Source organism: Cohnella rhizoplanae, assembly GCF_948329515.1.
Classification (GTDB): domain Bacteria; phylum Bacillota; class Bacilli; order Paenibacillales; family Paenibacillaceae; genus Cohnella; species Cohnella rhizoplanae.
Window position 1 is genome coordinate 419,642 of record NZ_CAOJCN010000002.1, and the last position, 12,520, is coordinate 432,161.

The following is a 12,520-nucleotide window of genomic DNA, read 5'->3' on the forward strand; positions in this document are numbered from 1 at the left end:
ATCGAGAGAAAGGAGGGCATCCGATGTTCGCATTAAAACGGAGAACCCGAGGCGAGGCCGTCTTCGACGGCATCAACATGGTCCTCATGCTCGTCATCTGCTTCCTGACGCTCTACCCCGTCTGGTACGTGCTCGCCAACTCGCTGAACAGCGGGCAGGACGCCATGCGAGGCGGCATCTACTGGCTGCCCCGGGTGTTCACCTGGGACAACTATGCCGCGGTCATCGGCAATCCCGGCATTCTGAGCGCGATGGGGATTACGGTCGCCAAGACGCTGGCGGGCACCGCGCTTCACGTCTTTTTCACGGCGATGGTCGCCTACGCATTCTCCCGGCGGGAGCTGATCGGCCGCAATGCGTACATGGTCCTGGGCACGATCACGATGATCTTCAACGGCGGGCTGATTCCGACCTTTCTGCTGATCCGCGACCTCCATCTGCTGGACAACTTTTTCGTTTACATTATCCCGGCCATGTTCAGCTTCTTCGACCTGATTATCTTCGTCTCGTTTTTCCGGGAGCTGCCGCAGGGTCTCGAGGAGGCGGCCAAGATCGACGGCGCCAACGACCTCGTGCTGTTCCTCCGGGTCGTGATCCCGGTCTCGCTGCCGGTCGTCGCGACGATCGCGCTCTTCCACGGGGTATGGCAGTGGAACGACTACTTCGCCGGCGTCATCTACATCACGCAGAATACCGAGCTGCAGCCGATCCAGACGTTCCTGTACCGCGTCGTCGCGCAGAACGATACGAGCCAGATGGTTACGTCGGCCGCGGGCGGCATGACGAAGTCCGTCACGTCTAACTCTGTCAAAATGGCGACGATGGTCGTCACGACGCTGCCGATCGTCCTCGCTTATCCGTTCCTGCAGCGTTACTTCGTGAAGGGGCTCATGATCGGATCGATCAAGGGCTGACGCGCGCAGCATCATCCATTCAGGCAACCACGACTTACCCATAGCTGATAAAATAAGTGCAAAGGGGAACGAACATGACCAAACGCGTATCCAACAAAACGATCGCTTCCACGCTGCTGCTCGCGCTGACGTTCTCGCTGTCGGCCTGCGCCGGCGGCAGCAACAACGAGAACCAGGCGAGCTCAAGCGCCGCTACAGGCAGTGCCAGTCCTTCCGCCAGCGCCGCGCCGTCGGCCTCCGCTTCCGCGAGCGCGGAAGCCTCCGGCGACGCGTCCGCCGACGCGCCAGGCTGGCAGGCCGACGCCGCCAAGCCGATCACGTTCGACTGGTACTTGAACTTCTCCTGGTTCCCCAACAAATGGGGCGTCGATCCGACCTCCCAGTACGTCACCAAGAAGACGGGCGTCAATATCAACTTCATCGTGCCTGCGGGCAACGAGAACGAGAAGATGAACACGATGATCGCCTCCGGCAAGCTGCCGGACTTCATCACGCTCGGCTGGTACGAGGACGCGGTCAAGAAGATGCAGGAGGGCGGTCTCGTGCTGCCGCTGAACGAGCTGGCCAAGGAGTACGACCCGTACTTCTTCAAGGTCGCCGATCCGGCGAAGCTGAGCTGGTATACGCAGCCGGACGGCAACGTGTACGGCTACCCGAACGCATCGTCCTCGCCCAAGGACTATGAGAAGTACGGCACGAACTTCACGTCCAACCAGACGTTCCTCGTGCGCAAGGATATGTACGAGGCGCTGGGCAAGCCGGATATGCGGACGCCGGAAGGCTTCCTGGCCGCCCTCAAGGCCGCGAAGGAGAAGTTCGCCGACGTGGGCGGCCAGCCGCTCATCCCGCTCGGCCTGCACGAGTTCACGCCGACGGGCAACTACTCGCTCGAGGACTATCTGGCGGACTTCCTGGCGATCCCGCGGGACATCGACGGCAAGCTGAACGACAAGTACGCGCTCGTCGACAACGAGGAATACGTGAAGTGGCTCAAGGTATTCCGCCAGGCGAACCAGGACGGCCTGCTCGCCAAGGATATCTTCATCGACAAGCGCACGCAGATGGAGGAGAAGATCTCGCAGGGGCGCTACTTCGCGATGATCTATCAGCGGTCCGATCTGGCAGCCCAGGAGAACGTGCTGTACGCGAAGGACCCGAACTCGGTCTATATCGCCGTGGACGGCCCGGCCAACGCGAACCAGGACCCGCCCAAGCTGGCCGGGCCTTCGATCTCAGGCTGGACGGTGACCCTCATCTCCAAGGACGTCAAGGATAAAGCGCGCGCCATCAAGTTCCTCAGCTACCTCATCAGCGAGGAAGGGCAGAAGGACCTGTACCTCGGCGAGAAGGGCTTCTCGTACGACACGATCGACGGCAAGGATCAGTTCAAGCCGGAGGCGCTGCAGCTCATGCAGTCCGACCGCACGTCCTTCGACAAGAAGTACGGCTCGTCGTACACCTTCTGGATGCTGATGGACACCAACATGAACCTTCAGTGGGCGCCGCCGAGCGTAGAGCCGGCCAAGCAGATGGAGGACTGGACCCGGGGCAAGACGGTCAGCTACTCGCAGTACGATCTGATCGATCCGCCGGCCACGTCGCCCGAGGGAATCGCGAAGACCAAGATCGACACGCTCTGGAGCAAGGCGCTGCCCAAGCTGCTGCTGGCGAAGAACGAAGCGGAGTTCGACAAGCTTCTGCAGCAGTTCAAGGACGACCGCGCCAAGGCGGGTTACGACGGCATGCAGGCTTACCGTCAGAAGAAGTTCGAGGAGAACGCCAAGAAGCTGGCGGATTTCATGAAGTAAGCCGAGTGGCTGTGACCAAGGGCTGCCGTCCCGCGAGGGACGGCATGTCCTTTTGGATTTTGAAGACGGAGCGGCGACTACGACGGCAAACGGAAGTGACGGCATGCGTAAACGGATACCCTGGAAAAAAACGATGCGGAGACTGATGGAGCGGCAGGAGCAGTGGTCGCTGCAGACGCGGCTGATCCTGTCCTACGTGCTTATCCTGCTCATCCCGAGCGTCCTGATCTCGCTGCTGCTGTTCAGGCAGTTCACGGGCAGCGCGATCGACGATATGGAAAAGAAAAACGAAAGCACGCTCGAGATCGAGCGGCTCAATATCGACAACAATATCGAGACGATGCAGCGGGCGGCCAATCTGAGCCTGCTAGACCAGGACGTGCTCGATTATATCTCCCGCGCGACGGAGCCCGATACCTCCGAGCTGATCGACTTCAGCACGCGGGTCGTACCGGTCCTGACCCGGCTGCAGTACAACAACCCGAATCTCGCGCATATCCGCATCTTCTTCGACAACAAGCGGATCAACGAGATGTCGCCCGTGTTCTGGGATCAGAGGCGCGTCGCCTCGGAGCCCTGGTTCGACCGGCTGAACGCTTCGCTGGAGCGGACCGAATGGTATCTGTCGCCGAGGGACCCGGACCCCGTGAAGACCGGGGCCGGAGATTCGGCCGGCGCCGGCATGCCCAAGGTGGCTTTTCTGAAGGAGATTATGTATCCGCTCGGCGTCCATGCCGGCATCCTAGAGGTCGATATGCTCATGTCGAGCTTCTTCCCCAAGACCTTCGGCAGCAGCCAGGACGATCTGTCCCAGCTTGTCATCGCCGACGCGCAGGGAAGGCTCTATTACGACCGGAACCAGAAGCTGCTTGCTACCACCGGAATAACGCCGGATGAGCTTGCCGCGTCGCTCGGCTTGGCAGACCGGGCGCCCTCTGGGTCGTTCCGCCTCGCGCTCGGCGGCCGGCCGTTCCTCGCCGTGACCCGCGAGATCGAACCCCTCGGCGCGCGGATGGTGAATATCGTCTCGCTGCAGCACGTGCTGGACAGCACGAGGCACACGCGCGACCGCATTATCGCGGCCAACGTCATCCTGATCGCGATTCTCGGGATCGCGACGTATTTTCTGAACGCGCTCATTCTTAAGAAGCTTCATATCCTGGCGGATTCGATGAAGAAGGCGCGCAAGGGGGACTTCGGGTTCGATCTGACGGTCCGGGGAGGGGGCGAGGTCGGAGAGCTGGCGCATCACTTCCGCAAGATGCTGCGCAAGATCAACGAGCTCATCGCGGACGCGGTGAACAAGAAGGCGGCGTCCAAGGAGACCGAGCTGCGGTCGCTCAAAAATCAGATCGACTCCCACTTCCTGTACAATACGCTGGAAAACATCAAGATGATGGCGGAGGTGGAGGGGCAGTATCCGATCTCCGATGCGCTGACCTCATTGGGCGGATTGATGCGATATAACCTCAAATGGACGAGCGAATACGTGAGGCTGCGCGACGAGGTGGCGCATATTACCAACTATATCGCCATCATGAACATCCGCTACGAGAACAAGATTCGTCTGGCCCTCGACATCCCGCCGTCTCTTCCCGACCAGGAGCTGCTCAAGATGTCGCTGCAGCCGATCGTGGAGAACGCCGTTAAGCACGGTCTGCGCGCCTCGTCCGCGGAGGCGCTGACGATCCGCATCGAGGCGGAGGTGCGCGAGGGGACGATGCTGCTCGCCGTCCGCGACGACGGCTGCGGCATGCCGGCCGATCGGGCGGCCCGGCTCAACCGTTCGATCGCCCATGAGATGCCGGTCTTGCCGGGCGCGGCGGCCGGGACGGATGGCGGCCAGGAAGGCGGAGGCATCGGGCTGCGCAACGTGCATCAGCGGATTCAGCTTTATTACGGCAAGGAATACGGGCTCGCGGTGGAAAGCGAAGAAGGCGCCTATACGCGCGTCGTCATTCGGATTCCTTACTTTATATTGACGGGAGGCGCCGGCTGATGCGAACGCTGCTCATCGTCGACGACGAGAAAAACATACGCTGCGGTCTGAAGGCCATGATCGAGCGCCAGTACCGGGAGCGGTATGCCGTGTCGCTGGCCGCCGACGGGGCGGAGGCGCTGGCGTTCCTCGAGGAACGGCCGGTCGATATCCTGATTACGGACATCCGCATGCCCCGGATGGACGGCTTGACGCTCATCCGGCATGCGGCCGAGCTGTCCCCGAGGACGGCGGTCATCATCCTGAGCGGCCACGACGACTTCGGCTACGCCAAGGAAGCGATCAGATTCGATGTCCGGGAGTATCTGCTGAAGCCGATCGTCCGGGAGGAGATGTACGGCATTCTGGACAGAGTGGAGGAGGAACTGAACCGCGCCGAGGATGCGGAGAGCCGGTTAGGCGAAGCCGACCGGGTCCGGGAGGCGCTGCGGACGGCCCAGCTGAACTATATTTTCGTGCATCCCGCCGTCGAGCCTGCCGAAGCGGCCGAGCGCTGCCGGTCCGCGGGACTGCACAGCCTGGAGCCGGCCTTCCGCGTCGGCGCGCTCAAGTTCGCCGGCGACGGTCGGCAGAACGTGCTTGCGCAGGAGTACCTCGCGCGCAGCCGCGAAGGCCGCGCGTCGTTCCATCTGGAGGATCAGGACGGCTATCTGATTATATTGACCGGCGAGGCGGAGCTGTTCGACCGGTTGATGCTGTATTTGAAGGAGAAGAGCGTCTCCTCCGCCTACCATATCGGGCTCAGCCGCCGGAAGGAGCGGCTCGAGGAGATCCGCGCCGGCTACGCGGAGGCGCGGAGGGCCGCGGGCTACAGCTTGCTGCAGCCGCGCTGCGGCTCTTCGCTCATCCGGTACGAGAGCGTAATGGACAGGGAGGACGTGCTGGAGGTGCCGGTCGACGACATCCGCAGGCTTGCCAATATGCTGGGGACGGACCGCGAGCCGGAGATGAAGGCGATACTGTTGCGGTTGTTCGATTTGAAGAAGACGTCGGAGGTCTCGCTGGACTATTTGGAACGCCTCAGCAAGCTGCTGAACGAGATGGTGTTCGACGATGTGTTCCGCACCTACGGCGAAGAATCGCTGGAAATTTTGCGGCTGTATAAGCGAGTGGGCAGCATTTATCGCTTTTCGGACATTCACGAATATTTCCACCAGGCGGAAAATCTCCTGTTCCGGCTGAACGATTACGTCCGGACGGTTCGCTCGGCGCTGGCGGACAACCGGGAGATGAAGAAGGCCGTGGCCTACATCGAAGAACATTACGCGGAGGACCTGAATATGGCGACGGTGTCCAATCACGTGTCGCTGAATTACTCGTACTTCAGCGAGCTGTTCAAGGAATTCACGGGCCAGAGCTTCATCTCGTACGTCAAGGCCGTGCGGATCGCCAAGGCGAAGGAGCTGCTGGCGCGGACGGACGAGAAAATATACGAAATCGGGCAAAAGGTCGGCTTCGAAAACGCGAAGCAGTTCAACCGCGTATTCCGGGAGCTCGAGGGCGTCCCGGCGTCCGAGTACCGCGCCAGGCGGCTGGCGGCCGGACATCCTGCGCGTTGAACGGTACCGCGACCATAAGTAAGGATGAACCGAGCGTACGCAGGAGACAGTTCCTGCCGCGCTCGGTTTTTTATTGCGCGATGCGCCGGGAATATAAAACAAGCTTTTTTCCTCGTCCATATGTCTTATTCCATTGCTTCTCGCTCGAATATACTGTTTTATCCTAAGAGAGGGAGTGTTCATATTGGCAAATCGCGATATTCGCCTCACGCTTTGGTCCGGGACCAACTTTACCGGACGTCGAATTATATTTAGACGGGGAGGCGTCGCCGTCCGCGATCTGGGAGCGTTCCGGTACAACAACCTGCTGTCCAGCTTCCGGCTTCGCAACGTCGTACAGAGCGCCGAGGTCACGCTTGTCCTGTTTTCGCAGGTTAACTTTCAAGGCTCGTTCCGCGTGTTCCGCGGCAGCCAGAACGTAGCGAACCTGGGCAGTCTCAACTTCAACAATGTGACGTCTTCGTTTGTTCTGGTCGGACGTAATCTGACGAACAACGAGATCTCGCGGATTCAGAGCTCGGGCAATCCGCCGCGCGACATCCTCGTGATCAGGCAGTAATCCCGCTTCGCGCGGACCGGAGCCGGCATGCCCATTTGGGCTGCCGGCTTTTTCATGCGAATCTTTAGTCATGGGGATCCCGTAGCGCTTAGCGCTTAAGCGTAGCCACTTGATGGATTCCCTGATTCGAGCGGGTCAATCGACCTGGAGCGGGGGCGTTTTGTTTCGGAATGCGGTATAGTATAGCCTGAACATGTAAATGGCAGGTGTTTCTAAATGGTCGGCTTTTATTTGTTTCCGATCTCCTACGCGTTTCTGAGCTTTCCGATCGCGGCCGCGATCTTCACCGTTCCGTTCCTGGTCGTGCAGTATCGTCGTCATGGCTATATCCACAAGTTCAGGGCACTGATGCTGTACCTCCTGCTGCTGTATCTGCTCAACGCCGTTTACCTGGTCTTGCTGCCGCTGCCGCAGTCGATTCATAATGCGCCCCTCGAGGCGGACTCGTATTTCCAGTGGATACCGTTCCACTTCCTGGCCGACATCGTCCGGGAGACCGGCGTATCGTTCGGCCGTCCGTCGACGTACCCGCATTTGTTCGGCGAACGGGCGGTACTCCAGGTGGCGTTCAACGTGCTGCTGACGATCCCGTTCGGGCTGTTCCTGCGGTATTATCTGCGTGCCCGCTGGGCGCGGTGCCTGGTGCTCTCTTTGAGTCTGTCTCTCTTGTTCGAGACGACGCAGGTGACGGGCATCTATGGAATCTACGATTATCCGTACCGCCTGTTCGACGTCGACGATCTGATCACGAATACGCTCGGGGGCATGATCGGGTACGTCACGGCGGAATGGCTGGCGAGCCGCCTGCCCCGTATCGACCGGCTGGACGAAGGCGTCGACCTGGCCGCGAAGCGGGTAGGCTATACGCGGAGGCTGCTCGCGGCCGCGATCGACTGGTGCGTATTGCTGCCGGTCTGCGCCGTGCTGGCAGTGATGCGCGTTCCCTTTCTGTACGTCTATCCGGCCGTCGTCATCGTTTATTTTATCGTCCTGCCCTGGATGACGAAGGGACGGACCGCCGGCAAGTGGGTCGTGCGCATTCGCTTGCGCGGCAAGGGAGACGGCGACCGTCCGTCGATCGGCGCGCTCGCCGTGCGGTACGGCTTGCTCTACCTGATCGCGGGCGGCGCCAATCTCGCGTATCCGGCCGTCGCCGTGCGGGATTTTCCCCCGCTCGCGCTCATTCCGTACGCCGTGGGGCTGTTCGCGATGAACGCATGGCTGGCGGTCCACCTGGTCCGGTGCTTTTTCAATCGCCGCCGCGCGCCGTTCCACGACAAGTGGAGCGATACCCGCCAGGTCGTCGGGTAATCGGGCAAGCCGGCAAAAAAAAGGATGAAGCAGCCCCTCGGCCGCTTCATCCTTTTTGATGTTTAAGCTTCCTGCGCCCTGGCCGCGGTCGGCCGCTCGGACAGGTCCCTCACCTCATGCGGATGATCCTTGCGCTTGATGAAGAAGGAGAGCAGCAGCCCGACGACGCCGATCGCTACGATAACCAGATAGGCGTCGTTGATGCCCTGGATCATCGCCTCCATCGACATATGCGCCTGATCCGTTCCGCCGGCGGCCGCCATCTCCGTATAGTGCGTCTTGGTCCGGTCCGTCATGACAGTGACCAACAGGGAGGTGCCGATGGCGCCGGCGACCTGCTTGATCGTATTCGAGATCGCCGTGCCGTGGGCGCCGAGCCTCGGCGGCAATTGATTGAGGCCCGCCGTCGTGATCGGCATCAGGAACATCGCCATCCCGATCCGCCGGCCAGTCGACATGAGCACCAGATAGGTATAACTGGTCGAATCCGTCAAGTTCATGAAGCCGATCGTCGTGCCGATCGTGATCGCCATCCCGATGACGGACAGCCACTTGGCGCCGAACTTGTCGAACAGCCTGCCCGTGATCGGCATCATGAAGCCCATCAGGAGCGAACCCGGGAGCATGAGGAGACCGGACTCGAGCGCGGTATAGCCCCGCGCGTTCTGCAGATACAGCGGCAGCAGCATCATGTCCGCGTACATCATCATCGTGACGGCGATGTTGATGATCGTCGTCAGCGTGAACATATCGTACTTGAACGCGCGCAGGTCGAGCAGCGGGTTGTGCGACGCCAGCTGACGCCACGTGAAGAGGCCCAGAGAGACGACGCCCGCGATCAGGTAAGCGAACACTTCCGCGCTCGACCATCCGAGGCTGCCTGCCCGGCTGAAGCCGAACAGGACGGCGCCGAATCCGATCGTGGACAGGACCACGCTGACCCTATCGATTTTCGGGAAGGACCGCTCCGACACGTTGCGAAGATACACGAAGCCCAGGATAATGACGATGGCGACGAACGGCAGCATGCCGTAGAACATCGTTTCCCAAGGGAAATTCTCCAGGACGTATCCGGCGAGCGTCGGTCCGATCGCAGGCGCGAAGATGATGGCGAAGCCGACCATCCCCATGGCCGCGCCGCGCTTGTTCGGCGGGAACAGCGTCAGGATGACGTTCATCAGCAGCGGCATAATAATGCCTGCGCCGGCCGCCTGGATGAGGCGCCCCGTCAGCAGGACGGGGAAGCCCGAGGCGACGGCCGATACGAGCGTACCGACCAGGAAGATCATCATGGACGCCTGGAACAGCTCCCGGGTCGTGAACCGCTGCATTAAATAAGCCGTAATCGGAATCAATACGCCGTTCACCAGCATGTAGCCGGTGGTCAGCCATTGGGCCGTCGTCGCCGAGATATCGAAGTCGACCATCAATTCCGGCGTGGCGACGCTCATGATGGTCTGGTTCAACGTAGCGAGGAACGCCCCCAGAATCATAATGAACAGGATCGGCCCCTTGCGGATCGAACCGCTCTCTCCAGCCAAGTTTTTACTCACTTGCGCCATCCCTTTCAAGTCCACGGTGGACTAAATTTACACTCTGTAATATAATCAACACGGCATAAATTAGATTTTAACCGGATCGGCGCGGTTTGCAATCGACATTAATTCGCAATGTGTAAATTAGTCATCACTATTTTCATGATTTGTCGTTTAGTCCGGAGAAGTTCTACAGGTTTTGCGAAATGTGTAAGTTATGCCGCGGTGAAAGGGGATTTGAAGAATGAATCAATCGACATCGCGCACGGATCCGCGTATCGTCCGCACGCGCCGGCTGCTGCGGGACGCCTTGGTGGAGCTGCTGGAGGAGATGGAGATCGAGAAAATATCGGTGAACCGTCTTGCCGAGCGGGCCACGATCAACCGAGTCACCTTTTACCTGCATTATCGGGACATCCCGGACATGATGGAGAAGATGGCCGACGACATGATCGAAGACATCCGCGCGATTCTGCGCTTGAACGAGGCGAATCCGCTCGCGGACAAGGACGGGGAATGGCCGCTCATGGTGAATCTGCTCGAGCATATGGCGGAGCACTTCCGGTTCTACAAGGTCATCCTCGCGACCAAGCGGACGACGGTGTTCACGGAGCGTCTGCTTAAGCTGCTCTCTGACATGGTCATCGACCGCGTAGAGCGTCCGGAGGGAGAGGCGGGTCTCGCGGCTACGGGGATCAAGCGGGATATCGCCGTCTGGTACGGGTCCTCGGCACTGATCGGCACGATCATCGCCTGGCTGCGCGCGGACATGCCGTATACGCCGCAGTTCATGGCCAAGCAGTTCTCGCTGCTGCGGCGTGAGCATTTGCCCAAGAGGTGATCGATGAGACGGCTGCTAGTATACGTGTTTCCGCTGCCACCAATAGCTGAACAGGAAGAGCGAGGCCTCGGTCAAGAGCTTGGCCGCGAGCAGCGGAAAAGGCAGAACTGACGATGCGCGCGCCCGCGACGGAGACGAGCAGGTTGGGAGTCACCCGCTGCAGCAGGAATGCTGAATGCGTATGGGCGTGAGAAAGCAAAAAAATCGCTCTTCGATAGCCGAATCGGCTGTGCGAAAAGCGATTTTTATCCAATCTCAGAGGCTCGCGCCCTTCTGCTGCTCCTCCCGGTACTGGCGGGGAGACAGCCCGTAGCGCATCCGGAACTGACGGTGAAAATACGTGTAGCTGTTGAAGCCGCAGGAGCCGGCGACCGCGTCGAGCGTCATCGAGGTGTGCCGGATCCGCTCGCAGGCGACGGCGAGACGGGCTTCGATCGCATAGCTCATGATCGACTGGTTGAAGCTTCGCTTGAACAGCGAGACCGTCCGCGAGATGCTGATGCCCGCGTGCTTCGCGATCTGCTCTAGCGTGAGCGGCTCCGTGGCGTGCTGATCGATGTAGCGCTTGATGCCGTATGCGGTGTACGCGGGACTGGACGCCTTCTCCGGTCCCGCCGTCTCGTACAGGCGCTGCAGCGTCAGGCAAAACGCGCGAAGCGTGTAGTCGGTCAGCTCGCTGCCCGCACCGCCCGCGATGAGCGTCTCCTTTTCGAGCCGGCTCCATAGCTTCAGCAGCTCGTCGTCGAGCGGGATGGACGTCTTCCGGGGAGGCGCGAAGCCATCCCACCAGCGGTCGACCCAGGAGCCGGTGCAGATGACGTAATAATCGATGCTGTTATCCTTCAGGATGAGCTCGTACGGATCTCCGGGACGGAACATCAGCAGGTCGCCCGGCACGATCCGGACGAACGCGCCGTCGATCAGCGCTTCGCAGCCGCCGCTCGTCTGGAGCCGGATGATATAGGTGCCGAGCCGCTGGCAGGGATACCTCGAACGCCGCTTGTGATGCGCCATGCCGACGTACAGCGGATCGGCGCGCATAGGCGTATCCGACATCGGGACGACCTCCTTCGATTCATGCTTCGGGAGCCCGCCCCCCTCCGGAGCCTCCGACCCGGTTCCGACAGACGGCCGGCCGCGTCTCAGTATCCGCGCGCGGTGAGCCACTCCCTGCTGATGCTCACGCTGTCGAGCGCGGGACCGGCGCAGTCGTCCTGCTCCACGATGAGCCATTCCGTGCCGACGGCTTCGGCTGCGGCCAGGACGGCGGGCAGGTCCATGTCGCCGCGGCCGAGCTCCACCGTCTCGACGGAGCCGTCCGCGGACTTGCGCATATCCTTCAGATGGATCAGGGGCACGCGCCACGCGTACTTTTGCAGATATTCGACCGGATCGCAGCCGGCATGCGCGACCCAGCATACGTCGAGCTCGCTCTTCATGAATGCCGGAGAGGTGCGGCCGAAGAACGCGTCGAACCAGCGCTCGTCCTCGTACGTCTCCGTGAATTCGACGGCGTGATTGTGGAAGCCGAATACGATGCCTTTATCCGCGAATCGCTTGCCGCATTCCTCGAAAAACGCGGCGGCCTCGGGCAGGGGCATCCGCTCCGACGCGGCGATCCCGGGACAGACGACGTAACGGCTGCCGAGCGCCAGGTTCATGGCGATCTCCTCCTCCAGATGATGGCGGAGGCGGTTCACGTTGACATGACTGCTGACCGTCGTCAGCGACAGCCGGTCCATCAGGTCCCGCAGACGTTCCGGGCCGTAGCCGTAATAGCCGGCAAACTCGACTCCCGCATACCCGATCTCGGCCACCTTCCCCATGACCGTCTCGAAGTCCCTCTCCAGCTCGTCCCTTAACGTATACAATTGCAGTCCGACAGGCAGTTTCTTCATGTTCGCATCCTCCGTATTCGCAGCTTGTTCGCGTATTTCCTCTATTATAAGAGCGCTTGCAGCGGCGCGGATATAAAGGATGTCATTAAAACATGA

At 60.6% G+C, this 12,520-nt stretch carries 10 protein-coding genes; 7 read left to right on the top strand and 3 right to left on the bottom strand.

Features of this window, described 5'->3' with window-relative positions; all coding sequences use genetic code 11:
* Positions 1-23: 23 nt before the first annotated feature.
* The 6 genes from PQG80_RS06015 to PQG80_RS06040 all read left to right on the top strand — a co-directional run bounded on the left by PQG80_RS06015 (position 24) and on the right by PQG80_RS06040 (position 8,150).
* Positions 24-914 (top strand): carbohydrate ABC transporter permease, encoded by an 891-nt coding sequence (locus tag PQG80_RS06015; RefSeq protein WP_271750315.1) that lies wholly within the window; start codon positions 24-26, stop codon positions 912-914.
* A 74-nt stretch (positions 915-988) separates the two neighbouring features.
* Positions 989-2,722, top strand: coding sequence for a type 2 periplasmic-binding domain-containing protein (locus PQG80_RS06020; protein ID WP_271750316.1), 1,734 nt, complete (start codon positions 989-991; stop codon positions 2,720-2,722).
* 103 nt (positions 2,723-2,825) lie between these two features.
* Positions 2,826-4,721: a sensor histidine kinase gene (locus PQG80_RS06025; protein ID WP_271750317.1), complete on the top strand. Its 1,896-nt coding sequence runs from the start codon at positions 2,826-2,828 to the stop codon at positions 4,719-4,721.
* Positions 4,721-6,280 (top strand): response regulator, encoded by a 1,560-nt coding sequence (locus tag PQG80_RS06030; RefSeq protein WP_271750318.1) that lies wholly within the window; start codon positions 4,721-4,723, stop codon positions 6,278-6,280. The genes PQG80_RS06025 and PQG80_RS06030 overlap by 1 nt, the downstream gene beginning before the upstream one ends.
* Positions 6,281-6,464: 184 nt before the next feature.
* Entirely contained in the window at positions 6,465-6,839 is a 375-nt protein-coding gene (locus PQG80_RS06035) for a hypothetical protein (RefSeq protein ID WP_271750319.1), read from the top strand.
* 216 nt (positions 6,840-7,055) lie between these two features.
* A complete protein-coding gene (locus PQG80_RS06040) occupies positions 7,056-8,150 on the top strand; it encodes a VanZ family protein (RefSeq protein WP_271750320.1) in 1,095 nt (364 codons plus the stop codon).
* Between the two features lie 62 nt (positions 8,151-8,212).
* On the opposite strand, the gene PQG80_RS06045 is transcribed toward PQG80_RS06040, so the two are convergent.
* Positions 8,213-9,712, bottom strand: coding sequence for a DHA2 family efflux MFS transporter permease subunit (locus PQG80_RS06045; RefSeq protein ID WP_432432720.1), 1,500 nt, complete (start codon positions 9,710-9,712; stop codon positions 8,213-8,215).
* Between the two features lie 217 nt (positions 9,713-9,929).
* Here PQG80_RS06045 and PQG80_RS06050 point away from each other — a divergent pair, with 217 nt between their 5' ends.
* The gene (locus tag PQG80_RS06050; protein WP_271750321.1) at positions 9,930-10,526 is read left to right on the top strand and encodes a TetR/AcrR family transcriptional regulator; all 597 of its coding nucleotides are present in this window, start codon (positions 9,930-9,932) and stop codon (positions 10,524-10,526) included.
* Positions 10,527-10,781: 255 nt separating this feature from the next.
* Here the strand turns inward: PQG80_RS06050 and PQG80_RS06055 are convergent, their stop codons facing one another.
* Together PQG80_RS06055 and PQG80_RS06060 are read right to left on the bottom strand one after the other, a co-directional pair.
* Positions 10,782-11,582: an AraC family transcriptional regulator gene (locus tag PQG80_RS06055; RefSeq protein ID WP_271750322.1), complete on the bottom strand. Its 801-nt coding sequence runs from the start codon at positions 11,580-11,582 to the stop codon at positions 10,782-10,784.
* Between the two features lie 86 nt (positions 11,583-11,668).
* Positions 11,669-12,424, bottom strand: coding sequence for a sugar phosphate isomerase/epimerase family protein (locus PQG80_RS06060; protein ID WP_271750323.1), 756 nt, complete (start codon positions 12,422-12,424; stop codon positions 11,669-11,671).
* Positions 12,425-12,520: the final 96 nt, after the last annotated feature.

What these genes read in the sequence shown, in the direction of transcription:
- PQG80_RS06055 (WP_271750322.1), bottom strand. Translation starts at nt 11,582, where the DNA reads ATGTCGGATACGCCTATGCGCGCCGATCCGCTGTACGTCGGCATGGCG.
- PQG80_RS06020 (WP_271750316.1), top strand. Translation starts at nt 989, where the DNA reads ATGACCAAACGCGTATCCAACAAAACGATCGCTTCCACGCTGCTGCTC.
- PQG80_RS06030 (WP_271750318.1), top strand. Translation starts at nt 4,721, where the DNA reads ATGCGAACGCTGCTCATCGTCGACGACGAGAAAAACATACGCTGCGGT.
- PQG80_RS06040 (WP_271750320.1), top strand. Translation starts at nt 7,056, where the DNA reads ATGGTCGGCTTTTATTTGTTTCCGATCTCCTACGCGTTTCTGAGCTTT.
- PQG80_RS06025 (WP_271750317.1), top strand. Translation starts at nt 2,826, where the DNA reads ATGCGTAAACGGATACCCTGGAAAAAAACGATGCGGAGACTGATGGAG.
- PQG80_RS06015 (WP_271750315.1), top strand. Translation starts at nt 24, where the DNA reads ATGTTCGCATTAAAACGGAGAACCCGAGGCGAGGCCGTCTTCGACGGC.
- PQG80_RS06060 (WP_271750323.1), bottom strand. Translation starts at nt 12,424, where the DNA reads ATGAAGAAACTGCCTGTCGGACTGCAATTGTATACGTTAAGGGACGAG.
- PQG80_RS06045 (WP_432432720.1), bottom strand. Translation starts at nt 9,712, where the DNA reads ATGGCGCAAGTGAGTAAAAACTTGGCTGGAGAGAGCGGTTCGATCCGC.
- PQG80_RS06050 (WP_271750321.1), top strand. Translation starts at nt 9,930, where the DNA reads ATGAATCAATCGACATCGCGCACGGATCCGCGTATCGTCCGCACGCGC.